The sequence below is a fragment of the Candidatus Methanocrinis alkalitolerans genome, assembly GCF_029167205.1.
GTDB lineage: Archaea > Halobacteriota > Methanosarcinia > Methanotrichales > Methanotrichaceae > Methanocrinis > Methanocrinis alkalitolerans.
This window is the reverse complement of sequence record NZ_JARFPL010000004.1, coordinates 1-21,744: the sequence shown is the minus strand read 5'-3', so window position 1 is coordinate 21,744 and position 21,744 is coordinate 1. Positions and strand designations below refer to the sequence as shown.

Below are 21,744 nucleotides of genomic sequence, written 5' to 3'. Positions count from 1 at the left end.
AGCGGCCCTCCGGCCGCTCCCGGACCTTTAAAGCCCGCCCGCATCGCTGCCTTCCGCTTCGCCGCCTACTTCGATCCCCGATCCTGAGGGCGGACGGATCGTCCGGACGAGGGAGATGAACGGAGAGATGAAGATAGGCAGCAGAGGAGGGGCGCAGCAGACCCCAGGTGGATGGATATGAGGATAACCTGGCTGTCTCATTCTTGTTTTGAGCTTGCAGAGTCGATGAACGTCCTGGTGGACCCCTACATCCGGGATAACCCCATGGCCCCAAAGGCCGTCGAAGAGCTCAACCCGGATATCATCGCCGTCACCCACGGCCACGCTGATCACCTCGGCGACGCCGAGGATATAGCCCGACAGACGGGCTCTCCGGTCCTGGCGGTCGCCGAGGTGGCGAGATTTTTGGACCGCCTATCCATCAGATCCGAGGGGATGAACATCGGCGGCTCCTTGCGGATGGGAGACGTCCTCTTCACCATGACCCCCGCGATCCACTCCTCAGAGATAAACCTCACCGACCCTCCGACCCCCGGCGGGGAGGCCGCGGGCTTTGTCATCGACGACGGGATAAGAATATACCACGCCGGCGACACCGCCCTTTTTAGCGACATGAGGCTTATTGGAGATCTCTACCGACCGGACGTCGCCCTGCTGCCCATCGGAGGCAGGTACACCATGGGCCCCCGAGAAGCGGCGATCGCCACCAGCTGGATCCGGCCCCACCTGGTGATACCGATGCATTACAACACCTGGCCCAGGATAAGGCAGGACCCCACCGAGTTCAGGGATCTGGTGGAGACTCTCTGCGACTCCGAGGTGGTGATCATGGGAGCAGGAGACGCCGTCGAATGCTGAGATCCGAAGGACCCTCGCGATAGATCCAATTTATTTTTATATTTCATCCATATCGGCGCGGCTCCACCGATCATCGTCCCGTAGGCAGCGGATGAAACGACCGCAAACTTTTAAACTCCGTCGCCGAACCAACCGTCAATGAGCGATCTTTGTCTGATCTTCGGAAGGCCGAAGGTGAAGGGTAAAGAGGCCTTTCTGGCGGCGTTGAGGAAGGCCCAAGTCGAGAGCGGCTGCGTCATCCAGGCGATGGACGCATCCCTGATCGTCGGCGAGAGCCACGCCACCTTAGCCGCCGAGAAGGCGATCCGGGCCTTCTCCGAAGAGAAGAACGTCGCCAAAGATCTGGGGCTTGAGATCTTGCGCTACGCCTCGGGCAAAAGACAGATCGGTCGGGCGCTCACCATGGGGGTATCGGAGGAGACCGAGAGGATAGCCCTGATAGTCGTGGAGAACGGGACGCCTCCAAAGATCTCCGATATCATCGAGATCGACGGCGAAGGGCCCTGCTGGAGCAGGGCCGCCGTCAGGGAAGCCTTCGAGATCGGGGAGGCGGAGATCGAGGCGGCGGGAGAGGAGAGGATCCCCGACATCGTGCTGGAACGGGTAGCGCTGATGGATGCTTACCGATGAGATGATCTTATGAAAGAAGAGTTCTACACCCGGGGCCGCTGGCAGAACTGGATCAACAAGATAAAGGAGAGCGGGTTCACCCTCCAGGAGTCGGACGAGGATCCGTCGGCTGCGGTCTTCGTCTACGCCATGGACGACGTGGTCCTGGCCTGCCTAAAGGTCATAGCGAGATGTGAACACACCACCATCACCAAAGAGGAGGCGATATACGCCATCGACGAGATCAGGGATATAGTCTCTGAGAGGGACGACTCCCTGGGAGAGGATGCGAATCTTATGCTGGAGTCGCTGAACGCCGCCCTCACCGCCGTATTCATCTCAAGCCAGAGGTACATCGACGGCGGCTACGACAGAAAGACGAAGCTGGAGGATCTGGTGAAAAAGGCGGTCCTCGCCGAGGAGGCAGACCGGATGGAGGAGGCCCTGGGGGTTTTGAGCGATATCGGGGCGAGGGTGATCGGGGGAGAGGCCCTCCCCGAAGAGGTCTTCGAGGACCTCCCCTACTCCCTGACGGCGGAGCTCCTCGACGGAATCGACGCCATCTCCGCCGCCCAGATCGGAGACGACAGCTACAAGGAAGACGACGGGTCCGAAGACGACGGCGACGACTCCTGACCTTCCGACCGGCGACTCGAAGGCGGCCTTCAGTCCCGCAGGTCACCTCGGCCGGGTCGTCACCTCGCACCCGTCCTCCGTAACGATGACGGTATCCTCGGCCTGGGATACGAGGGCGCCCTCCGCCTCCCAGAGGAGGGGGTACCGATGGAGGATCCCCGCCCTGAGGAGCTGACCTATGGCGTAATCTATCCGGTCTCCCGAGAGCCACCTCCGGGCGAAGGGGAGGGTTGAGTAATTTTCCAGTACCTCCTTCAACAGGGACCTCGCCGGGGGAGACCTGATGGGCCTTTTGGCGACGAAGGAGAAGATCTCCGCCTGGGGCGCCTCGGTGATCCTCCCGACGCCGTCGGTGGCGAAGGGCTCGATGGCGATGACCTCTCCCGGCGAGAGGACCACCCCCTTCTCGATCCGCCGATTCGGCACCGACGGCTCGCCGTGGGCCCGGTAGCGACCGAGGCCGTGGCCCGTCAGGTTCGCGACGGAGCTGTAGCCGTATCCCCGGATGGCCTCCTCGATGGCCGCCCCCAGCTCCGCCGTGGACACCCCCGGCCCCACCAGCTCTATCGCCGCGGCGAGCCCCGCTGCCGAGGCCTCCACGAGGTCAGGGTGGCCGCCGAGATCCACCGTCACGGCGGCGTCGGCGATGTAGCCGTCGACGTGGACGCCGATGTCCAGCTTCACCATCTCCTCGCCGAAGACGTCCCCGTCCTCGGGGCGGGGGGTGTCGTGGGCGGCGACCCGGTCCCGAGATATGTTGCAGGGGAAGGCGACCTCGCCGCCGAGGGCGCGGGTCGTCTCCTCGACGAACTCCGCCACCTCCAGGATGGAGACCCCTACATCGACCATCGAGCTCGCATCGTCCCGGACCCGTGCCAGGATCTCCCCCGCCTTCCTGTACTTCTCAAGCACTTCAGCGTCCATGAAAGATCATACTCCTCTCGTCAAAGTACCCTCGTCGGACTCTCCTCAGAGGATGAGCCCCTTTTCAAATTCTGTGAGGTTTTCGCATCCGTCATCCTTCACCACCACCAGATCCTCCAGCCGGACGCCGCCGATATCCGGATAGTAGAGGCCCGGCTCCACGGTGACGACGTTCCCTGCCACCAGGGCGCCCCCCACCTCGCTCAGGGAGGGCCTCTCATGGACCGCCAGCCCGACCCCATGGCCGGTGGAATGGATGTAACCGCGACCCTCCCGCTCGGGGTAGCCCCGCTCCTCGAAGACGGCGCAGACTTCGGCGTGGACCTCCCTCCCCGGGGCCCCCGCCCTGACGGCACCGATCCCAGCAGCCTGAGCTGCTCGAACCGCCCCATAGATCTCTACTACCTCGGGGTCTGCCTCCCCCCGGAGGACCGTCCTCGTCATGTCCGCAAAGTACCGCGTCCGTTTGGACCGGGGGAATATGTCGATGACTATCGGCGAATCTGCGGGGAGGGGCCCCGACCCGCCGAAGTGGGGGTCTGCTCCGTCTTTGCCCCCGGCCACGATCGTCTCCTGAGCCTCATAACCCCCTCTAAGAAGGGAGACGTCGATGGCGGACTTCACCATCTCAGAGGTGAGGGGCGACCCTTCGAAGATCAGACTCCCCCCGGCGGGGCGGGACCTTCTTATCATCCCGACGGCGACCTTCATCGCCTCCTCGCAGCCCCTCTGGACAGACCTGATCGCCTCGATCTCTTGGGGGGTCTTCACCTCCCTCCACTTCGATGCGGGGCTCTCCAGGACCGATACCTCGAAGTCGGCGGTGAGGTCGGAATAGACCCTCACCGGAAAGTCAAAAGGGACCCCCAGCTTCCTGACGCCTCGGTCCCGAAGGAACTCCTTGAGGACCGCAGCGTAGGCGTCCTCGGGCCGGTCGAAGTTCGCCAGCTTCTCTTTTATCCCGTAATCGGAGGTGGTGGCCACCTCGTCGGCGACAGACTCCCTCTTTGCCCGCCCCCCCTCCATCCCCGATACCAGGATGGATAGAGATGATGCCGCCAGGAGGGCGAACCGGTCCGGGGCGAGGAAGCAGGAGAGATAATAGATGTCGGGGTTGCAGAGGCTGTCTCCAAGGAAGAGGAAGCCGTCGAGCCCCTGGTCGCTGAGAAACTCTCCGGTCCTCTGAGATGATGGAGGCATGGTAAGAGATCTGAATACGAACTATAAAAAGATGGGTCGAAGAAGACCGTTTAAAGATGGATCGAAGAAGACCTATCAAAGGACGGATCGGGGGGGGCAGACCTATCGGGATCCCTTTATGGCCGTCGTTATATCGCGGACGAAGGCGGCGACGTCCTGGGACCTCTCCACCCCGGTCCCGGTGACGATGATATCGGCCCCGGCGTCCACACGTTCCCGGGCCGCCTCCCCGGACCTTATCCCTCCGCCGACGATGAGGAGGGGATCGGCTATCGCCCTCTTCACCGCCGCCACCATCTTCGCCGGCACCGGCTCCCGGGCCCCCGACCCCGCCTCCAGGTAGACGAACCTCATCCCGAAGTACTTCCCGGCGAGGGCGTAGGCGGCGGCTATCTCCGGCTTATCTCTGGGGATCAGCTTTGCGTCGCCGACCCATCCTACGGTGCCGCCGGGCTCCACGACGACGTAGGCCATGGGGATTGGCTCGATCCGGTACCTCCGGACGAGGGGCGCGCCGAGGGCCTGGTTTTCTATCAGGTAGCTCGCGCTCCGGGAGTTGAGGAGGCTCATGAAGAAGACGGCGTCGGCGTTGGAGCAGAGCCCCGAGACTCCGCTGGGGAAGAGGACCACCGGAAGGCCTGACCCTTCCTTGATCGCCCCTACCGTATCCTCGAGGGCGCGGCCCGCCGCGCCGACGGACCCGCCCACCATGATGGCGTCGGTGCCTCCTATCGCCGCCGCCTCGGCCATCCTCCCGGCCTCCGCGGAGCTCTGGGAGTCGGGGTCTATGAGGGTGAGATGGGCGGCGCCATCGGCCTTCGCGACCCGCGCCAGCATCTCCTCGACGGGACCGATCATGAGAACGTCAGCCCCAGACCCGTCTATCCTCTGCTCTCCTTGGACTTGACCCGGAGCCCCTTGTAGCCGCACTTGCGGCATCGGGTTGAGCGGACGGCGTTTCGGGCGTTGCAGCGCATGCAGATCTTCATGTTGAGAAGTCGGTTTTCAGCCTCTGGAAATCGAGCCATGAAATTTGCCTCTTTATTATCATCGGGTATGCGATTACCGCCGACGCAAGGCGGCGATATGAACCTTTTGGATGGTTTTTGGCGCCGGGGTTGGGATTTTCCTGAGAGGGCTATTTCGCCCTCCCATTTTGAACCCAAGAGTCCCGGAAGGGACAACAGGTCTCGAGCCTGCCGCGTTTGGACTCTCCAGACCCCTGAGGGTGAGAAGATTAGTCCGCTCTGCCACCCCGGCCCCGGAGGATCTAGTTCAAGCTTCTGGTTTATATCTCTTGGCCCGATAGACCCCTCCGGCCGGATAGGCTTATTTGGGCGGGGCGCGGATCTAGGGCGGGAGATTTGGATGGCTCTTCGAGATGATGCGCTGGAGTTCCACAGGAAGTCAAGGGGTAAGATCGCCATAATAAGCAAGGTCCCCTGCAGCACGAGAAAAGACCTGAGCCTCGCCTACACCCCGGGGGTCGCCGAGCCCTGCCGCGAGATAGAGAGAGATCCGGGGCTCGTCTACGATTACACCTCCAAAGGGAACCTGGTGGCAGTGGTCACCGACGGGACCGCGGTCCTGGGGCTTGGCGACATAGGTCCGGCGGCATCGATGCCTGTGATGGAGGGCAAAGCGATCCTCTTCAAGAAGTTCGCCGACGTCGACGCCTTCCCCATCTGCATAGACTCAAAGGACCCCTCGGAGATCGTAGAGGTGACCAAGAGGATATCGGTCGTCTTCGGCGGCATAAACCTGGAGGACATCAGCGCACCGCGCTGCTTCGAGATCGAGGACCGGCTGAAGCGGGAGCTGGATATACCCGTATTCCACGACGACCAGCATGGGACAGCCGTGGTGACGGGTGCGGCCCTCATCAACGGGCTTAAGGTGGTGGGAAAAAGCTTCGAAGAGGTCCGGGTCGTCGCCAGCGGCGCCGGGGCTGCCGGGGTCGCCGTCTCCAAGTTTCTCATGAGCTTCGGCATCGAAGACCTCATCCTCTGCGACAGCCGGGGAATCGTCCACCCTGAGAGAAGCGACCTCAACGCCTCGAAGATGGAGATGGCGAAGATCACAAACCCGGAGGGAAAGACCGGATCTCTCGCCGACGGCCTGAAGGGGGCGGACGTCTTCATCGGGGTCTCTGCCCCCGGGATCGTCACCGAGGAGATGGTCAGGTCCATGGCCGAGGACCCGATCGTCTTCGCCATGGCAAACCCCGTCCCAGAGATCATGCCGGACCTGGCCAGGAAGGCCGGGGCGCGGGTCGTGGCCACCGGAAGGTCGGACTTTCCAAACCAGGTGAACAACGTCCTGGGATTCCCCGGGATCTTCCGGGGGGCCCTGGACGTCCGGGCGAGGGAGATCAACGAGGAGATGAAGATGGCGGCGGCCAGGGCGATCGCAACGCTTGCAGAGCCCATCTCCGAGGATAATATAATCCCCTCGCCCCTGAACCGGCGGGTGGTCCCGAAGGTCGCCGAGGCGGTGGCGAGGGCTGCCCTCGAGTCGGGGGTCGCAAGGCTCGAAGTGGACCCCGCCGAGGTGGGCCGGAGGGCGGCCGAGAGGATCGGGCTATTGGGGTAGCCGGCGGCGAGGAGGAGGAAAGAGGCCAGGCCGAAGGGCGAAGACGAGGACCTGGGGGATGCGGCGCGGCTGGAGGCGCTGATGGTCTACCTCGGTCCAGTGGAGAAGATCACCGCGAAGGGGCCGAAGACCTATGAGTATTATCTCGCGTCCTGGAAGGATGGGTTTCGCTCCCCAAGATACGCTTATCTGAGAGATGGCCTCGTGAAAGCTGAATTGGTGCGGGGGAACTCGCCCCGTCACCTGAGTGGCTTAGACCGACTCACATGTGTTCCGCTTTCTGCATTATTCGGAAGTAATAAGCAATCTAAAACCGGATCATGCACCGAGCGAGGTCGGTGGCATCCAGCATCCCGAAGGGGACGTCGGACTGGGTGACGACGATCTGAGCGGCTCCCGTCGCGGCGAGCTTGCTGATGGCGACATGGAGGGGCTCGTCCCCATCGACGGCGGGATACTCCCTCTCCATCGACTCCTCCACCGGAAGGTCCTTCTTTCCTTCTGCGATCCCTCTGACGACGTCCTCGAGGGTGATGAGCCCTTTCGAGCCGCCGTTCTTGCCGACGAGCGCCGCCCGGACGTTGGAGCCGGAGAGGCTGATGGCAGCCTCCAGGAGGGAGACGCCGGGATCTATGGTGATGGCGGGCCTGGCCAGGCTCTTCACCGGGATCTTGGGTATCGAGGCCATCTCCTTTATGTCGAATATCAGCCGGTTGGTGGTGTCGTCCCTCCCGGTCACCACCCCTTTGATGTGGGTCTTGTTGACGGGGGTGGGACCTATCTCGATCTCGTCGTCGATGTTGAACTCCCTGATATTTCCTATGATCTGAACTATGCCGCTGCACTGGTTCGGCCTCATGACGGTGAAGAAGGTGATCTCGTTGGCGGTTGCCCCCTCCACCGCCGATCCGTTCCTGATGACCGGGACGTCCACCACATCGTCGTCTCCGTCGAGGTTGATCGCCTCGTACGCTGCGGCGATGGCCCGATAGCCCCCTTTGGGGCCGGGGACCCCTTCCACAAGGTGGAGGGCTTTCAGAGATTGCATCTGGTTTCTGATGGTGCCGGGGTTTCGGTCGATGATGGAGGCGATCTCCTCCCCCTTGATCGCCCTCCCCTCTCGCCGTTGTAAGTTTATCAGAGCAGTCAGTATTTCCCGCTGTATCTGTGTCAGTTCCATCCTTGATCGGGCTGATCTTCACGATTGTGGGCTATATATAAGTGTTGATCTATGATTTAGGCCGCCGAGCGGGGCATGATCTGCTGCCAGAAAACGGCAGCTTCGCCATCTTCTGCCAGATCTTCTTGACCGACCCCCTCCGGACGTTTCCAACGACCTCGGGGAGGCATGCGCATGGATAAACATCTCCCTCCGGTGTGATGTGCATCCAGTTCCTCCCGGCAAAGCAGCCCAACTCCCGGAATGCCGCCGGGACGGAGAATATCCGGGGCGGCGGCGCTCCCGATACGAACCCGTCGATCTTCGCCAGGTCGTCTTCCGTCAGGGAGGTGTCGAGCTCTCCGGTCCACCTCCCCGCGGGGACGACCTCGAAGACGGTCAGCTCGGAAGCTTTCAACTCGGCGGCGAGGCTGTGAAGCTCCCCGATCTCGGAGACGTTCTCCCGCCGGAGGACGACGTACAGGTCCACGAAGAGGCCGGCTGCGAGGGCGTTCTCGACGGCCTTCATGGCATCGCGAAAAGCGCCAGCCCTCCCCCTCATCCGGTCGTGCTCCATCTCGGCGGCGGAGTCGAGGCTGACGTTGACGGCGTATAGGCCCGCATCTTTCAAATCCCGGGCGAGCTTCGCTGAAAACCCCGCCCCAGAGGTGAACATAGTTGATACTGCCCGGTCGTCGACGGACCGGACGAGGTCGGGGAGCTCCCGGTAGGTCGTCGGCTCGCCGCCATCGAAGATGACGAGGGTCGTCCCCAAATCCAGGACCTGACCGACGACGTCCTCGACCTCAGCCGGTTCCAGGCGGCGGTGTCTTCCCGTATCCGGCAGGGCGCAATGGAGGCAGCGGTTGGGGCAGTCCTCGGTGATGGATATTGTCACCTGGTCGGGGGTTCGCAGGCCGAAGGTGGCCTTGAGGTAGCTCTTGGCCAGCCTGTCGAAGGCCCGGCTCGGGATGGGGGGAAACCATGTCGAGAGGCAAAGCCGGCTCTCTTCGGCCATCACCGGGATCTGGCCGTCGGCGATTCGTTGGGCGGATTTGAGGAAGGGGAGGCGGGAGAGGGGCCCCGCCGCCTCGATCCGGACCCTCCCCCCGACTACGGAGGCCTCGGCCCTGAGGAGGGGGCCGGAGGCGAGGGTGTACCGCTGAGGTTTCCTCGCCCCCGTCCCTTCCCTCACCGGTAGACCTCGTCGGGATCGAAGACCCGCTCTCCCACCACCTTCCCCTCCAGGTCCCGGTAGAAGCAGGAGCGATAGCCGGTATGGCAGGCTCCGACTTCCTGGATGACCTTCAGGAGGATTGCGTCCTGGTCGCAGTCGATCCTCGCCTCCACCACCTTCTGGAAGTGGCCCGAGGACTCGCCCTTAAGCCAGAGCCTTCTTCTCGACCTGCTCCAGTAGTGGGCCTTCCCCGTTTCCAGGGTCTTCGCCAGAGCCTCCCGGTTCATGTAGGCGAGCATCAGGACCTCTCCGGTCCGGGCGTCCTGGACGATCGCCGGGACGAGGTCGCCTTTGATCTCCAACATGGTCGGATGATAGGGCTATATCCTATAAAAGCCGTTTTCGATCCGTTGACGACGAGGTGCGTCCGCTGCAAAGGGCGGGGGCTCTGCGGAAGGCCCGTATGCCCCATCCTCAAAAGTTTTCGGGCGTCGGCGGAGCTTCCGAAGCTGGGGACGGTGATAGAGGGGCCGTCGCCGCCGGAGGTCTTCGTCGGGAGGTTCGGCTACCCCCGGGTATCCGCCGGCCCCCTCGTCCCGGCGGAGGGGAGAGGGGGCATCGATCCCAGACCGGGCTCAGGTTTGGGCTCCGCCCCCTCCCTGGACTCCCTCCTCTCCTCCCGACCCGCAGAGCTGGCCAAGATGGACGTCGGAGAGATCGTCGCCCTCCGGTCGTCGATGGTGAGGTCGGGGTCGAAGGTGGCGGTCAGCGACGCGAAGAAACCCGGAAGGCTCCTGGAGATGGCCCAGGAGATCGCCATCTCCTCGACGCCCGTCGAGACGGAGGTGACCTTCGCGAAGCCCCCCCGGGGTCGCCTCCGATTCGACGGGTTCATGATGCCCTCGGGGCCGGTCGGAACCGTAGAGGAGATGGAGATCATCTCGAACCCCACGGTCCCGCGGAAGGTCGACGAGGTGGTGGGGGATACGGACCTTTTGGCCACAGCCGCCGTCGGCGAGCTTTATGGGTCGGGGGTGGAGGTGGACGGGATATCGAGGCTCCTATCCCTGGGGCTGTTGGGAAAGGAGAGAAAGCTCGTACCGACGAGGTGGTCGATCACCGCCTCCGACGACATCGCGGGGAAACATCTCATCGAAGCTATCCGGGACAATCCTCCCATAAACGACCACATACTCTTCTCAGGCGAAAGGCTCGGAAATCACTTTGAGATCCTCCTGGCGCCGGGGACCTTCACCTACGAGCTCGTCGAGATCTGGCTCCCCCGGTCGGTCTGGTCGGGGGAGGAGTCCTGGATCGGCGCCGACCGCGAGGGCCCCGGCCCGAAGAAGGGGTACAGCAGTCTTGCCGGCGGGTACTACGCCGCCCGCCTGGCCGTTCTCGAACGCTTGGCCGAGATGAGGCGGCAGGCCTCCGTCCTGGCGGCCCGGGAGATCACCGAGGAGTACTGGGCGCCCCTGGGGGTCTGGGTCGTACGGGAGGCGGCGAGGGCCGCCCTCTCGGCCGAGCCCCGGAAGTTCGAGACGATGGAGGCGGCCCTGGCGGAGATGGCGACGCGCCTGCGGACGCCCTCGCGCGACTGGCGGCCTTACTCGGAGCTGGCACAGGGGGCAGAGCAGACGACGCTCGCGAGGTTCTGCTGATCGAGGACTCGGGGTCGCTGCCACAGCTCGCCGATCCCGTCGTCCAGACGAGAGATCCAAATCCTTTATTGCCGCTCAAAATCATATAACAGTTCATGACAGCCACGGTGACCGTTCGTGAAGATGACGTCCTGGGCTTCCTCCTGGAAGGAAAGCTCACCGAAGAAGACTATACCGAGGTCCTAATCCCGACCCTCCAAGAGGCGATCGATCAGCATCGGGACCTGCGCGTCCTGATGCAGGTCAAGGATTTCGGAGGCTGGACCGTCGGCGGCGCCTGGGAGGACCTGAAGAACTGGCCGATGCTCCGCCATCTCGACAAGATGGCCTTTGTGAGCGACGACTCATGGGACGAGGTCCTCACCTGGATGTTCAAGGCCTTCGCCGGCCTTTCGGGGATGGATACCCGGTTCTTCCGGGAAGAGAGGCTGGAAGAGGCCTGGAGATGGGTGCGGGAGGATCCATAGCCGGCCTTCTCCCATCTAATCCCGGCGACTTCGGGATGTAAATTCTTCATAAAATATTCCAGAGGATGAAGAATGCTGCCAGGAGAGGTAGGCTGCGTCCTATGACGTAAATTTTGAACTCCCACCAGCGGCTCTTCGCCCCCAGGGCCTGGGCGATCCTGGGCCGGGGGACGAACCAGCAGACGAGGCCGGCCCCCATGATCCCCGAGGCCACCACCATATTGGTGCCGCCGAACTGGTCCATGAAGTCCAGAAAGGGCATCCCCATCACCTGTAGATTTACGGGGCTGAAGCTGAGGGCCGACGGCACCCCCAGGAAGATCATCAGGCATCCCACCGCCAAGACGGAGCGGAGTTCGCCCATCCGGAACTCTTCGGAGAAGGCGGCGATGATGACCTTCAGCCCGGCGAGGCAGGAGCTGAAGGCGGCGGCGAAGAAGAGGGAGAAGAAGCCCATGGCCAGCCAGCCCCCGTGCTCCATCTCACCGAATACTCGGGGAAGGGTTTCGAAGGCGAGCTGGCTGCCGGCGCCGGGGTCGAAGCCGTAGGTGAAGACGAAGGGGAAGATCATCAGCCCGGCGAGGAGGGCGATGGAGGTCTCGGTGGCGGTGACGATGAGGCAGGCCCGGGGGACGTTCGTCCGGTGGGGGATGTAACTTCCGTAGGTGACGAGATAACCCTGGCCGATGGCCAGGGTATAGAAGGCTTGACCGAAGGCGAAGAGCCAGATGGTGGGGCTTGCAAGGAGGCTGTAGTCTGCGACGAATATGAAGCTCATCGCCTCCTCCCAGCCGTCCATTTGGGCGGCGAAGATGACGATCCCTATGACCATCAGCAACAAGACCGGCATCAGGATCTTGGAGAATTTTTCGATGGCGCTGACCCCCCGTATCAGCACCACGGTGGCGAGGACGGTGACGGCGAAGAAGTACCAGAGGGAGTTGTAACCCCCCGTGAAGTCGTCGAAGGGCTCCACCGCCATGGAGAAGGCCGAAACTGCATAGCCCATGGTCCAGCCGGTGACCACCAGATAGTAGCTGGTTATGGCGATGGTCAACAACACCACAAACCAGCCGTAATAGGTGGCGAAGCGGTTTACATTCCTGAAGGTTCCCACGGCGCTGACCTGGGCCAGCCGACCTGTAGCCACCTCCAGCATCATTATGGGGAGGGCCACCAGGACCAGGGCGATGAGGTAGGCGACGATGAAGGCTCCGCCGCCGTTCTCCCCTACCATGTACGGGAAACGCCAGAGGTTGCCGAGGCCGACGGCGGCGGCGGTCATGGAGAAGACGAAGGCGGTCTCAGAGGACCACTGGGCGCGCTGGCCGGGACTGTAGGGGACTTCGCAATCGGTCATGGCGGCTCCTGCCGGTCTTCACACGCTTCAATGACGATTAAGTGATATCCAGTTGATCAATAGACGACGGATCGATATCTGAATTCTCTCCTCCGCCTTGCCTCACTATCACGCCAGAACCTGGACATCGAGATGGATCTTCCCCGTCGCCTTGAGACGGACTTCCGCCATCGTCTCTTCGACGCTCTCATCGAGGATCGCGAGCCCCTCCTCCAGCTCCTCGTCGGTGATGGTGAGGGGCGCGAGGATCTTCAGGACCTGGTCCTCGGAGCCGGAGGTCTCGATGATGAGCCCCCTCTCGAAGGCAAGGTGTGATATCCTCGAAGCGATCTCGCCGCTTCCGCAGTCGAGGGCCTGGACCATCCCTCTGCCGCGGGCCGAGAGGGTGCCGGTCTCATCGAGGTCGACGAGCCGATCGAGGTGCTCCCTTGCGACCTGCCCCTTCCTCTTCACGTCTCTTGAGAAGGAGTCGTCTCTCCAGTACTCCTCGATCGCCGCTCGCGCGGTGACGAATGCGAGGTTGTTTCCCCGGAAGGTTCCGTTGTGCTCTCCGGGCTTCCACACGTCGAGCTGTGGCTTCATCAGGACGACGGCCATGGGCAGGCCGTAGCCGCTGAGGGACTTGGACAGGGTTATGATATCCGGCGATATCCCCGCCTCTTCGAAGCTGAAGAAGGTCCCGGTTCTGCCGCACCCCACCTGGATGTCGTCGACGATCAGGAGGATGTCGTGCTTGCTGCAGACCTCCTCGAGGGACCGGAGCCACTCTTTGCTCGCAACGTTGATCCCGCCCTCGCCTTGGATCGTCTCGACGATGACCGCCGCCGGATGGTCGAGGCCGCTGCTCCCGTCGGTGAGCATCTTGTCGAGGTACTCGGTGGTGTCGACCCCTTCGCCCATGTAGCCGTCGTAGGGCATGAAGGCCGTCCCCTGGGGCTGGATGCCGCAGCCGTCCCGGAAATGGCTGTTGCCGGTCGCTGCCACCGATCCCAGGGTGACGCCGTGGAACCCGTTGGTGAAGGAGACGATCGTCTGCCTTCCTGTGTAATTCCGGGCGATCTTCATCGCCGCCTCGACGGCGTTCGTCCCCGTCGGCCCCGTAAACTGGATCTTATACCTCATGCGCCGGAGCTTGAGGATCCGGGAGTCGAAGGCCTCCATGAAGGCCTGCTTCGCCCCCGTGACCATGTCAAGGCCGTGGACGATCTGATCTGCCTCGATGTACTCGAGGAGCTTCTCTTTCAGAAGAGGGTCGTTGTGGCCGTAGTTGAGAGCCCCGGCTCCTGCGAGAAAGTCGATGTACTCGCGCCCTTCCTCGTCTTCCAACGTCGCTCCCCTGGCCTTCGTGAAGACGACCGGGAAGTTGCGGCAGTAGCTTCGAACCTTTGATTCAAGACGATTTGTTGTGCTCATATCGTTGGCGGTTTTATCACCTTCATCACAACTATTCTCGTCTTCTGTGCTAATCTCGTTCATGATGGTTTCACCACATCTTTATTTTTATCCCATCCGTCCAGATTGGACGGTCCTATACAAACTAAGAGTTGAAATTAATAGATATTAAATGTTTGGTTTTAATCAATCTATTTTGTTTTAATTCATTTTATGTTTAATAAAGCCCGATTTCGACTCATCAGCGCCTTTGTAGACCTAAAACACTTCTCGCCTCACTCCCTCCACGGAGTCCAATCCCTCCGCCCGGATCTCCCCGGCCTCCGGCGAATGGCGCCGTCGTCGACGGTGAAATAGCCGATCCTGTCTGCTCTACGTCTCTGAACCGTGCCCTCGAAGATCTTCACACCATGGACCTCCAGAAGGCCCCAGGAAGCCTTGCACATGTTCCGATATTTGGACGGAGAGAGCTCGACCGCCTCCATGCAGGGGCATCTCTTGATCAGCTCGAGGAGGGCGAGGGCGACGGGATGGGTGGCCAGATAGACCACCCTCTCCTCTGGATCCACGGTGGCTATCACGGCCCGGGAGTTGACGACTCGGATCTGCATTATGGCGGTGGTGACTGTCCCGACGGGCAAAAGACGCTTCGATCTCCCGGCATCGAGCCCCGCGGTCCCGGCCCTCTTGGGGTTAGGATTGAGCACACGGAGGAGGGTTCCCCCAGAGGGCTTTCGAGGCGGGACGGGTTCCCAGAAGCTCTCCAGGATCGCGATCCCGGCTCCCAGGTGATAGATCGTGATTATTGAAGAGCAGGTGCCAGAGCACACCCGAAAGCTTCCGGTGAGTTCCCGGAGAGGTTCACGCTGTCTCTTAGTTGATCCCGGTGGCAAGACTATAACAGATCCTTTATCTTTTGTATCTGTCCTTCGCCCAAGCGAGCTTGATAGCCAGATCAGCTACGATCTGCCTACTTTAACCGGGTGACCTGCGTACTGCTTTGAGGCGTTCAATGCCTGTTTGTCGGTTACGCCCTGCCACTCAACCAAGATCCATCGCGCAAAAGCGCTTGACTCTTCGATGTAGCTTTGACCGGTCACTATCGACGTGCAGCTAGCTATTCAGCTCGGATCTTCTTCAACGCGTCTTTGATCGCTTCTCGGACCATCCAGTCATCATCCTTAAGCGCATCGATCAGAGGGCCGACTGCCCTTTGATCGCCGGTCTCACCGAGCGCACGGGCAGCATCCAACCGGATTTCGGAGGGGCCATACTTCAAGTCCATTACGAGATCAGCCATAGCGTCGTCCATCTCGTCGATAAAAGACGGCATATGCCAATCAACCTCCTACTCGTTCTAGAACTCCTCCTAGACTTCCCGGTCATGACTGCCTTTTGAGGTACCCTTTACGCTCCAGGTAATCTACCTGAGGCCTAGTATACCTCCATACGACGTCGGCCTTCTCATCCTGAAAATCCCAGGGAACGACGATGACGACATCGTTTTCCCGGATCCATATCCTCTTCTTCATCTTGCCGGGTATCCTCGCCATCCTCTCTTTGCCGTCGACGCATCTGACCATCAGCCTGTTCGCGCCGAGGCGAGTCTCCACGGACCCGAAAACCTCTCTATCATGCGCTCGAGGAAGGCGGACTCGCTTTACGACCTCAGGACCTTGTGCATCTCTCTTCCTTTTTGTACTTGCATAATTAGCCAGTTATATCACCACTAAAGACAGTTCGATCTTCAAATCCGAGATTTCGGCACAGACGGCGCCGCCCCTCCTCTCGGCCCTCTCAGCATCCCTCAAGTTCCAGACCATCATGCCATAACCTCCATCCAGAGCGTCTCCACCTCTTTATCTAAGGCAAGGTCGGGTATCTCCAACAGGGCGACGAAGACGGACTCTTCCAATATGGCCAGGCCGCGGTTCAGCTCGTCCTCGATGATGTTCAGAGGGATTAGACACTTCAGGACCTGGTCCTCGGAGCCGGAGGTCTCGATGATGAGCCCCCTCTCGAAGGCCAAGGCCGATATCCGAGCGGCGAGATCGCCGCTTCCGCAGTCGAGGGCCTGGACCATCCCTCTGCCGCGGGCCGAGAGGATACCCCTATCGTCCAGGTCGACGAGCCTCTCAAGCCTCTCTCGGACGATCCTACCCTTCTTCTTTACATCTCTCGAGAACGAGTCGTCTCTCCAGTACTCCTCGATCGCTGCTCGGGCAGTGACGAAGGCATGGTTGTTTCCCCGGAAGGTGCCGTTGTGCTCGCCGGGCTTCCACACGTCGAGCTGTGGCTTCATCAGGACGACGGCCATGGGCAGGCCGTAGCCGCTGAGGGACTTGGACAGGGTTATGATATCCGGCGATATCCCCGCCTCCTCGAAGCTGAAGAAGGTCCCGGTTCTGCCGCACCCCACCTGGATGTCGTCGACGATCAGGAGGATGTCGTGCTTGCTGCAGACCTCCTCGAGGGACCGGAGCCACTCTTTGCTCGCAACGTTGATCCCGCCCTCGCCTTGGATCGTCTCGACGATGACCGCCGCCGGATGGTCGAGGCCGCTGCTCCCGTCGGTGAGCATCTTGTCGAGGTACTCGGTGGTGTCGACCCCTTCGCCCATGTAGCCGTCGTAGGGCATGAAGGCCGTCCCCTGGGGCTGGATGCCGCAGCCGTCCCGGAAATGGCTGTTGCCGGTCGCGGCGACCGATCCGAGGGTGACGCCGTGGAACCCGTTGGTGAAGGAGACGATCGTCTGCCTTCCTGTGTAATTTCGGGCGATCTTCATCGCCGCCTCGACGGCGTTCGTCCCCGTCGGCCCCGTAAACTGGATCTTATAGCTCATGCGCCGGGGCTTGAGGATCCAGGAGTCGAAGGCCTCCATGAAGGCCTGTTTCGCCCCGGTGACCATGTCAAGGCCGTGGACGATCTGATCTGCCTCGATGTACTCGAGGAGCTTCTCTTTCAGAACAGGGTCGTTGTGGCCGTAGTTTAGGGCCCCGGCTCCTGCGAGAAAGTCGATGTACTCGCGCCCTTCCTCGTCTTCCAACGTCGCTCCCCTGGCCTTCGTGAAGACGACCGGGAAGTTGCGGCAGTAGCTTCGAACCTTTGATTCAAGACGATTCACAGTGGAGATGTCGTTGATGGTTTTATCACCTTCACCTTCACCTTCACCTTCCTCTTTTGTGCTGATATCGTTCATGATAGTTTCACCTCATCCGTTCGAGATCGAACGGCCCTATGCGGAAAAGATATTCCGCTTCGTGACCTGCTTTGGGATCTGCTCTTTGATCTTCTTCGGGATCCCGACTCCCAAAATGAGACTCCGAGAAGCAGGCCGAAACCTCGCACCGAGCCTGGAGCTCTCTGGCTAGTGACGTAAAGAGCCTCTTTGACGGCTCATTTGACGGAGATATCGTAGTCTCCAGGAACCGGCAGCCTCTCGTAGAGGGCCTCTTCAAGGCCTCGCGGAGCATCCGCTTTGCAAGCCCGAAGTTCCTGGTGTCGGCGTCCACCGCCACCTGCCAGACGAAGAATACGTCCCCTCGTTCTGGAGGTCTATATCCGGAGAGGAAACCGACGATCTCTCCTGCCCCACCCGTCTCATCCGCCGTTCCCACCTTAGCGACATCTTCGGCGACGACGCAGGTCTCGGCGAAGTCGCGGCAGAGGAGGAGATAGCAGTAGGTCGAGTTCGGGTCCAGGGGCTTGGAGGACTCGACGAGGGCCGATATCCCGGCGCCGTCTTCGACGCAGGGCTTGCGGAGCTTCAGACGGCCCGAATCTCGGCCGTCCTTCATGGATCCGCCTCTTCGCCCCCTTATCCTCCCTATGAGCTCTTCGGCACCCATCGTAATTCTCGTGGGGGCCTGCTCGGGATTGGGCATGGACCTACCTCTGAAATTAATATGTATTAAGTGTTTGGTTCTAATCAAATAAGTTTGATTTAATGCAAAATAGATTTAGCGCGCGCCGCCCGCCGATTTATGCCCTTCTACCGGCCCGACATTGGCCCCTCATCTCCCCCTTTCCTTCTCGATCCCGAAGAACGACCGCCCGGCGCGGAAGCGCCGGGCGGCGCAGCAGCCAGGATAGGCCAGAAAAGAAGACGCCCGAAGCCGGGGCGACGCCGTCACCGGGCAGCATCCTCGACGATGGCGACCTCCTCCTCCGAGAGGCCGTACAGCTCGTAAACCAGGGCGTCGATCTGCCCGTCCGTCGCCTCTATCTGCCGCGAAAGGAGGGTCTTCTCGTGGCAAAGTCTATCGACTCGGAAAGCCGCATGACAAAAGCGAGCATATGATCGGCAGGGGCCACCATCGAAGGGTGGCGGGAGAGACCGCCGAGGATATATCGAGCCGTTAAAATATCATTAGAAATATACTCCGGGCGGCGAAAGACCGCCCCGCCCTTCCTCCAGACTCGCACCCCACCCCTCCGATTTATGCCCTTCTACCGGCCCGACATTGGCCACCTCATCTCCCCCTTTCCTTCTCGATCTCGAAGAACGACCGCACAGGATGGGCCAGAAGGAAAGACGCCCGAAGCCGGGGCGACGCCGTCACCGGGCAGCCTCCTCGACGATGGCGACCTCCTCTTCCGAGAGGCCGTACAGCTCGTAAACCAGGGAGTCGATCTGCCCGTCCGTCGCCTCTATCTGCCGCGAAAGGAGGGTCTTCTCGTGGCCGGTCTTCGATTCAGAAAGCCGCCTGTGCAGGTCTAGCATCCTCTCGACGAGGGCCACCATCTTATCGTGGCGGGCGACGTCCTCGGGGTCGGAGAAGTCGATGGTGCGGATGGGGAGCTTTTCTACATGCCTTTTTTTGACCTGTGCAAGAGCTTCGCCCTTTTCAGGATTCATCGTCGAATAAGCAAAATCTGTTAATTTAGAGTTTAAAATACCCAGTATGTATTTAAGATTATAATTCCCATCCATAGGTAATATTATATGCAAATTATCTCTAGCTACGAAGGGCGGTTCTATCAGAGTTGAGATGATTGAATCACCAGTTTGGCGTACTGTGATCTTCAAAGGTGCATCGAATATCTTAGGATTACGTGGAGCAGCAAGCCAAGGGCCATATAGTATCCAATAATCATTATTCCACACATTTTGATAACGTCTAATTAGACTTCCACGTAATAGTGGAGACCAAGAGGACTCCGGAGCTGACCCAGTTTTAACATAAGGTTTTTCTTTCATCGTTCCTTCTGTTTGTGGAGGGTTGCCTTTACCTTTTTCAAATGGTTTAACACCATTGTATACATCACATAACTGCATCAGTGGAGATGACATTTTGTTGATACTGCGGAATAGCATCTGAGCCTTGACAGGTGCTACTATGTTGATTGGATCGCCATTTTTAGGGATTTCCTTCCAAGGTATTTTATGCCAGCTGGATATATTATCTCCACGCCTAATATCTATTTCAAGAGTGTTGTCTTCGTTATCCGTGGTATCATTTTTCTGAAATATTAGAACATGTGTGTCAACTACTGCCCGGAAAACTTTTTCAGGCAAATGGAGAATTCTGAGCCAAAGATAGTATTTTGTGAGATACTGTCTTATTCTTTTAAATCTGACTGATAAAAGCCAAGTATTCGATATTATAACCCCTAGTAGTCCTTTATAGTTCAATAAATAATAATATCTTTCGAGAAATAATAGATAGAGATCTTTTTGATAATTTTGGTTTTGATAATGCTTTGAAAAATACATTTGCTCGAATCTCTCAATTGTACGAACATACGGCGGATTCCCGATCACCGCGTCGAACCCGCCCTGGCCCATGATATCAGGGAACTCCGCATCCCAGTCGAAGGCGTTGACCCTGTACATCTCCTCCTCGTCGAAGAGGGAGGTCTGCCGGTCGTAGAAGTCGGGGCCGATGAGGGAGTTTCCGCACTTGATGTTCTCGCCGAGGTCGGGGAGGGCCCGCTCCTTGAAGAGGGTTAGCTGCCTTGAAAGCGTCCCCTGGTTCTCGCCCTCCAGGACCTTCAGCTGGAGGGAGAGCTTCGTCACCTCCACGGCCGCAAGGTCGATGTCGACGCCGTAGATGTTGTTCAGGAGGATCCGCTTCCTCTCGGCGGTCGCAAGCTTCCAATCGCCCCCTTCCGCCTGGAAGATGGGGAAGGAGCCGACCCGCTGGCTGCCGCTGGCGGTCGCGGCGGCGGAGCTGTTCTTCCTCGGCCGTCCTCTCCCCCGCTTCTTCGCCGCCCCGGCGACGTTGCCGGCGGCCGAGAGGACGGCCGGGAGGAGCGCCTGGACCTCCTTGGAGCCCTCGGCCTTCCCGGCCGCAAGGTGGGGGACGAGGTGGCTGGTGTACCATTCGAGGTGCCAGTCCAGGAGCCGCTGGTATGCGCCTATGAGAAAAGAGCCCGACCCACAGGCGGGGTCGAGGATCCGCAAGTCCGATACGGCGGTGGGGGTCTGCCCTTCCAGGAGCTTGCCGACGGTGTTTTCGACGATGTAGTCGACGATGTACGTCGGGGTGTAGTAGACGCCCCCGGCCTTGCGGACCTCGGGCTTGTACTCCACCTCGACCCCACCGTCCTCGCCCAGGCTGATCACCTTTCCCAGGAACTGCTCGTAGACGTGGCCGAGGATCTCGGCGGGGATCACCGAAAACCGGTAGGGGCTCCTGGGCGGGTAGAGGTTCTCGATCATCTCGCTGAGGATCTCATCGTCGATCTTGAGGGAGAGGGCCAGCCGGTCGGGCTCGCCGATCCGGCCGGGGTCGCTGCCGAAGTGGAAGAGGCCGGAGTTGTACTTTTCGTCCGCCCCCTTGAAGAGCTCGACGAGCATCGTATAGACCGCCTTCTCCCCCTTAACGATCCCCTTCAACTGGCCGAACCTCTCGATCCCCCGGTCCTCGCAGATCCGGAGGAATACTATCCGGTCGATGGTGTTCTGGACCGAGGAGTTCAGCTCTCTCACCGAGAGGCCGGGGTTCCTCTCGAAGATGTTCCTCGCCAGGATCTCCCGCCAGTGGTCGATCTCTCGGAGGAAGGCCTCATCGACGGCGATCGTTCCCTTCGCTTTCTTCTTCGACTCAATGTATCTCTCAAGAGATCCACCCAGTACCGCCTCGCGGGAGAAGAGGGCAGCAATCTCATCCCAGTGATCGATGTATTTGTCGTAGGTGAAGTGGCGCAGAAGGCCAACCCTGGGCGAGTCGGTGTTTGAGGGCTCGATCCGACAGTCGTAGATGGCGAACTCCTCGAAGTCGGTGAGGAGGCTGATAGGAAGTCCCGCTGACCAACCGTAACTTCGAAGCTGAAATGCTGCTCTGATATCATTTTCGAGATTGACGGAGGGCTTCTTCGCTTCGACAAAGAACTTCTGGGACCGGCCGACGTAAAAACCATAATCGGGATTTTTGGTCGCTTTTTTGACCTTCACCGAATCCTCATGGACGACCTCCCGATAAAGCCCTAGACTGCCCTTCTCGTTGTAAACATCCCAGCCCAGGGCTTTGAAGAAGGGGTTGATATACTCTTGCCGGAGCTGGGTTTCGTTGTATTTAGCGGATTTGAGAGATTCGACGTTCCTGTCGAACTTCTCCACCAGATCTATTATCGCCTGGGTGGTGACCGTTTATCCGGTTGATGTTATATAATATGGGTGTGTAAGTAGTTCACGCAGAGTCCAATTATGATCAATCAATCCCTGCTGCTTCGCAGGAGAATTCTTCTTGCAGCACCCGTTTTCG

21 protein-coding genes and 1 tRNA gene are annotated in these 21,744 nt (G+C 60.2%); 6 read left to right on the top strand and 16 right to left on the bottom strand.

The features are described 5' to 3' along the window. The first annotated feature begins 177 nt into the window (after positions 1 to 177). The 3 genes from P0O24_RS01805 (at position 178) to P0O24_RS01795 (ending at position 2,103) form a co-directional block, all read left to right on the top strand. Positions 178 to 858 carry a metal-dependent hydrolase gene (locus P0O24_RS01805; protein ID WP_316968029.1) on the top strand — a complete coding sequence of 227 codons (681 nt, stop codon included), beginning with the start codon at positions 178 to 180 and terminating at the stop codon, positions 856 to 858. A gap of 138 nt (positions 859 to 996) precedes the next feature. Further along, positions 997 to 1,488, top strand: coding sequence for a KEOPS complex subunit Cgi121 (cgi121, locus tag P0O24_RS01800; RefSeq protein ID WP_316968028.1), 492 nt, complete (start codon positions 997 to 999; stop codon positions 1,486 to 1,488). Between the two features lie 9 nt (positions 1,489 to 1,497). Further along, the gene (locus P0O24_RS01795) at positions 1,498 to 2,103 is read left to right on the top strand and encodes a DUF2150 family protein (protein WP_316968027.1); all 606 of its coding nucleotides are present in this window, start codon (positions 1,498 to 1,500) and stop codon (positions 2,101 to 2,103) included. 42 nt (positions 2,104 to 2,145) lie between these two features. Here P0O24_RS01795 and map read toward each other — a convergent pair whose 3' ends face one another. The 5 genes from map to P0O24_RS01770 form a co-directional block, all read right to left on the bottom strand. Then, entirely contained in the window at positions 2,146 to 3,027 is an 882-nt protein-coding gene (gene map / locus P0O24_RS01790) for a type II methionyl aminopeptidase (protein ID WP_316968026.1), read from the bottom strand. Between the two features lie 45 nt (positions 3,028 to 3,072). Then, a complete protein-coding gene (locus tag P0O24_RS01785; protein ID WP_316968025.1) occupies positions 3,073 to 4,227 on the bottom strand; it encodes a M24 family metallopeptidase in 1,155 nt (384 codons plus the stop codon). A gap of 102 nt (positions 4,228 to 4,329) precedes the next feature. Beyond that, complete coding sequence (locus P0O24_RS01780; RefSeq protein ID WP_316968024.1) at positions 4,330 to 5,085, bottom strand: geranylgeranylglyceryl/heptaprenylglyceryl phosphate synthase; 756 nt, start codon at positions 5,083 to 5,085, stop codon at positions 4,330 to 4,332. A gap of 23 nt (positions 5,086 to 5,108) precedes the next feature. After that, the gene (locus tag P0O24_RS01775; RefSeq protein ID WP_316968023.1) at positions 5,109 to 5,255 is read right to left on the bottom strand and encodes a 50S ribosomal protein L40e; all 147 of its coding nucleotides are present in this window, start codon (positions 5,253 to 5,255) and stop codon (positions 5,109 to 5,111) included. A gap of 79 nt (positions 5,256 to 5,334) precedes the next feature. Beyond that, positions 5,335 to 5,487, bottom strand: a tRNA-Ser gene (locus P0O24_RS01770). A gap of 108 nt (positions 5,488 to 5,595) precedes the next feature. Between P0O24_RS01770 and P0O24_RS01765 the strand changes: the two genes are divergently transcribed. Beyond that, positions 5,596 to 6,819: an NAD(P)-dependent malic enzyme gene (locus tag P0O24_RS01765; protein WP_316968022.1), complete on the top strand. Its 1,224-nt coding sequence runs from the start codon at positions 5,596 to 5,598 to the stop codon at positions 6,817 to 6,819. Positions 6,820 to 7,126: 307 nt separating this feature from the next. Here the strand turns inward: P0O24_RS01765 and P0O24_RS01760 are convergent, their stop codons facing one another. The 3 genes from P0O24_RS01760 to hisI are packed head-to-tail and all read right to left on the bottom strand — an operon-like array spanning position 7,127 to position 9,520. Beyond that, positions 7,127 to 7,999 carry a CBS domain-containing protein gene (locus P0O24_RS01760; protein ID WP_316968021.1) on the bottom strand — a complete coding sequence of 291 codons (873 nt, stop codon included), beginning with the start codon at positions 7,997 to 7,999 and terminating at the stop codon, positions 7,127 to 7,129. 49 nt (positions 8,000 to 8,048) lie between these two features. Then, positions 8,049 to 9,173, bottom strand: a complete 1,125-nt coding sequence (locus P0O24_RS01755; RefSeq protein ID WP_316968020.1) for a radical SAM/SPASM domain-containing protein — start codon at positions 9,171 to 9,173, stop codon at positions 8,049 to 8,051. Further along, positions 9,170 to 9,520 carry a phosphoribosyl-AMP cyclohydrolase gene (hisI, locus tag P0O24_RS01750; RefSeq protein ID WP_316968019.1) on the bottom strand — a complete coding sequence of 117 codons (351 nt, stop codon included), beginning with the start codon at positions 9,518 to 9,520 and terminating at the stop codon, positions 9,170 to 9,172. The genes P0O24_RS01755 and hisI overlap by 4 nt, the downstream gene beginning before the upstream one ends. A gap of 45 nt (positions 9,521 to 9,565) precedes the next feature. Here hisI and P0O24_RS01745 point away from each other — a divergent pair, with 45 nt between their 5' ends. Then, positions 9,566 to 10,816, top strand: coding sequence for an Nre family DNA repair protein (locus P0O24_RS01745; protein WP_316968018.1), 1,251 nt, complete (start codon positions 9,566 to 9,568; stop codon positions 10,814 to 10,816). Between the two features lie 95 nt (positions 10,817 to 10,911). Further along, positions 10,912 to 11,283, top strand: a complete 372-nt coding sequence (locus tag P0O24_RS01740) for a SpoIIAA family protein (protein ID WP_316968017.1) — start codon at positions 10,912 to 10,914, stop codon at positions 11,281 to 11,283. 46 nt (positions 11,284 to 11,329) lie between these two features. Here P0O24_RS01740 and P0O24_RS01735 read toward each other — a convergent pair whose 3' ends face one another. The 8 genes from P0O24_RS01735 to P0O24_RS01700 all read right to left on the bottom strand — a co-directional run bounded on the left by P0O24_RS01735 (position 11,330) and on the right by P0O24_RS01700 (position 21,599). Continuing rightward, on the bottom strand, positions 11,330 to 12,643 hold the full coding sequence (locus P0O24_RS01735) for a sodium-dependent transporter (protein ID WP_316968016.1): 1,314 nt from the start codon (positions 12,641 to 12,643) through the stop codon (positions 11,330 to 11,332). 108 nt (positions 12,644 to 12,751) lie between these two features. After that, a complete protein-coding gene (gene ectB, locus P0O24_RS01730; protein ID WP_394356661.1) occupies positions 12,752 to 14,056 on the bottom strand; it encodes a diaminobutyrate--2-oxoglutarate transaminase in 1,305 nt (434 codons plus the stop codon). A 254-nt stretch (positions 14,057 to 14,310) separates the two neighbouring features. Then, entirely contained in the window at positions 14,311 to 14,865 is a 555-nt protein-coding gene (locus P0O24_RS01725; protein WP_316968014.1) for a DUF1699 family protein, read from the bottom strand. A gap of 287 nt (positions 14,866 to 15,152) precedes the next feature. Beyond that, on the bottom strand, positions 15,153 to 15,368 hold the full coding sequence (locus P0O24_RS01720; RefSeq protein WP_316968013.1) for a HEAT repeat domain-containing protein: 216 nt from the start codon (positions 15,366 to 15,368) through the stop codon (positions 15,153 to 15,155). Between the two features lie 49 nt (positions 15,369 to 15,417). Further along, positions 15,418 to 15,753, bottom strand: a complete 336-nt coding sequence (gene eif1A / locus P0O24_RS01715; protein WP_316968098.1) for a translation initiation factor eIF-1A — start codon at positions 15,751 to 15,753, stop codon at positions 15,418 to 15,420. 104 nt (positions 15,754 to 15,857) lie between these two features. Then, positions 15,858 to 17,168: a diaminobutyrate--2-oxoglutarate transaminase gene (gene ectB, locus P0O24_RS01710; protein ID WP_394356660.1), complete on the bottom strand. Its 1,311-nt coding sequence runs from the start codon at positions 17,166 to 17,168 to the stop codon at positions 15,858 to 15,860. A 73-nt stretch (positions 17,169 to 17,241) separates the two neighbouring features. Beyond that, the gene (gene ectA / locus P0O24_RS01705) at positions 17,242 to 17,919 is read right to left on the bottom strand and encodes a diaminobutyrate acetyltransferase (RefSeq protein WP_316968011.1); all 678 of its coding nucleotides are present in this window, start codon (positions 17,917 to 17,919) and stop codon (positions 17,242 to 17,244) included. 674 nt (positions 17,920 to 18,593) lie between these two features. Further along, complete coding sequence (locus P0O24_RS01700) at positions 18,594 to 21,599, bottom strand: Eco57I restriction-modification methylase domain-containing protein (protein ID WP_316968010.1); 3,006 nt, start codon at positions 21,597 to 21,599, stop codon at positions 18,594 to 18,596. Between the last annotated feature and the right edge of the window lie 145 nt (positions 21,600 to 21,744).

Bases quoted from the DNA above. Each gene is read 5' to 3' on its own strand.
- P0O24_RS01805 (WP_316968029.1), top strand. From the start codon at position 178: ATGAGGATAACCTGGCTGTCTCATTCTTGTTTTGAGCTTGCAGAGTCG.
- cgi121 (WP_316968028.1), top strand. From the start codon at position 997: ATGAGCGATCTTTGTCTGATCTTCGGAAGGCCGAAGGTGAAGGGTAAA.
- P0O24_RS01795 (WP_316968027.1), top strand. From the start codon at position 1,498: ATGAAAGAAGAGTTCTACACCCGGGGCCGCTGGCAGAACTGGATCAAC.
- map (WP_316968026.1), bottom strand. From the start codon at position 3,027: ATGGACGCTGAAGTGCTTGAGAAGTACAGGAAGGCGGGGGAGATCCTG.
- P0O24_RS01785 (WP_316968025.1), bottom strand. From the start codon at position 4,227: ATGCCTCCATCATCTCAGAGGACCGGAGAGTTTCTCAGCGACCAGGGG.
- P0O24_RS01780 (WP_316968024.1), bottom strand. From the start codon at position 5,085: ATGATCGGTCCCGTCGAGGAGATGCTGGCGCGGGTCGCGAAGGCCGAT.
- P0O24_RS01775 (WP_316968023.1), bottom strand. From the start codon at position 5,255: ATGGCTCGATTTCCAGAGGCTGAAAACCGACTTCTCAACATGAAGATC.
- P0O24_RS01765 (WP_316968022.1), top strand. From the start codon at position 5,596: ATGGCTCTTCGAGATGATGCGCTGGAGTTCCACAGGAAGTCAAGGGGT.
- P0O24_RS01760 (WP_316968021.1), bottom strand. From the start codon at position 7,999: ATGGAACTGACACAGATACAGCGGGAAATACTGACTGCTCTGATAAAC.
- hisI (WP_316968019.1), bottom strand. From the start codon at position 9,520: ATGTTGGAGATCAAAGGCGACCTCGTCCCGGCGATCGTCCAGGACGCC.
- P0O24_RS01740 (WP_316968017.1), top strand. From the start codon at position 10,912: ATGACAGCCACGGTGACCGTTCGTGAAGATGACGTCCTGGGCTTCCTC.
- P0O24_RS01735 (WP_316968016.1), bottom strand. From the start codon at position 12,643: ATGACCGATTGCGAAGTCCCCTACAGTCCCGGCCAGCGCGCCCAGTGG.
- ectB (WP_394356661.1), bottom strand. From the start codon at position 14,056: ATGAGCACAACAAATCGTCTTGAATCAAAGGTTCGAAGCTACTGCCGC.
- P0O24_RS01720 (WP_316968013.1), bottom strand. From the start codon at position 15,368: ATGCCGTCTTTTATCGACGAGATGGACGACGCTATGGCTGATCTCGTA.
- ectA (WP_316968011.1), bottom strand. From the start codon at position 17,919: ATGCCCAATCCCGAGCAGGCCCCCACGAGAATTACGATGGGTGCCGAA.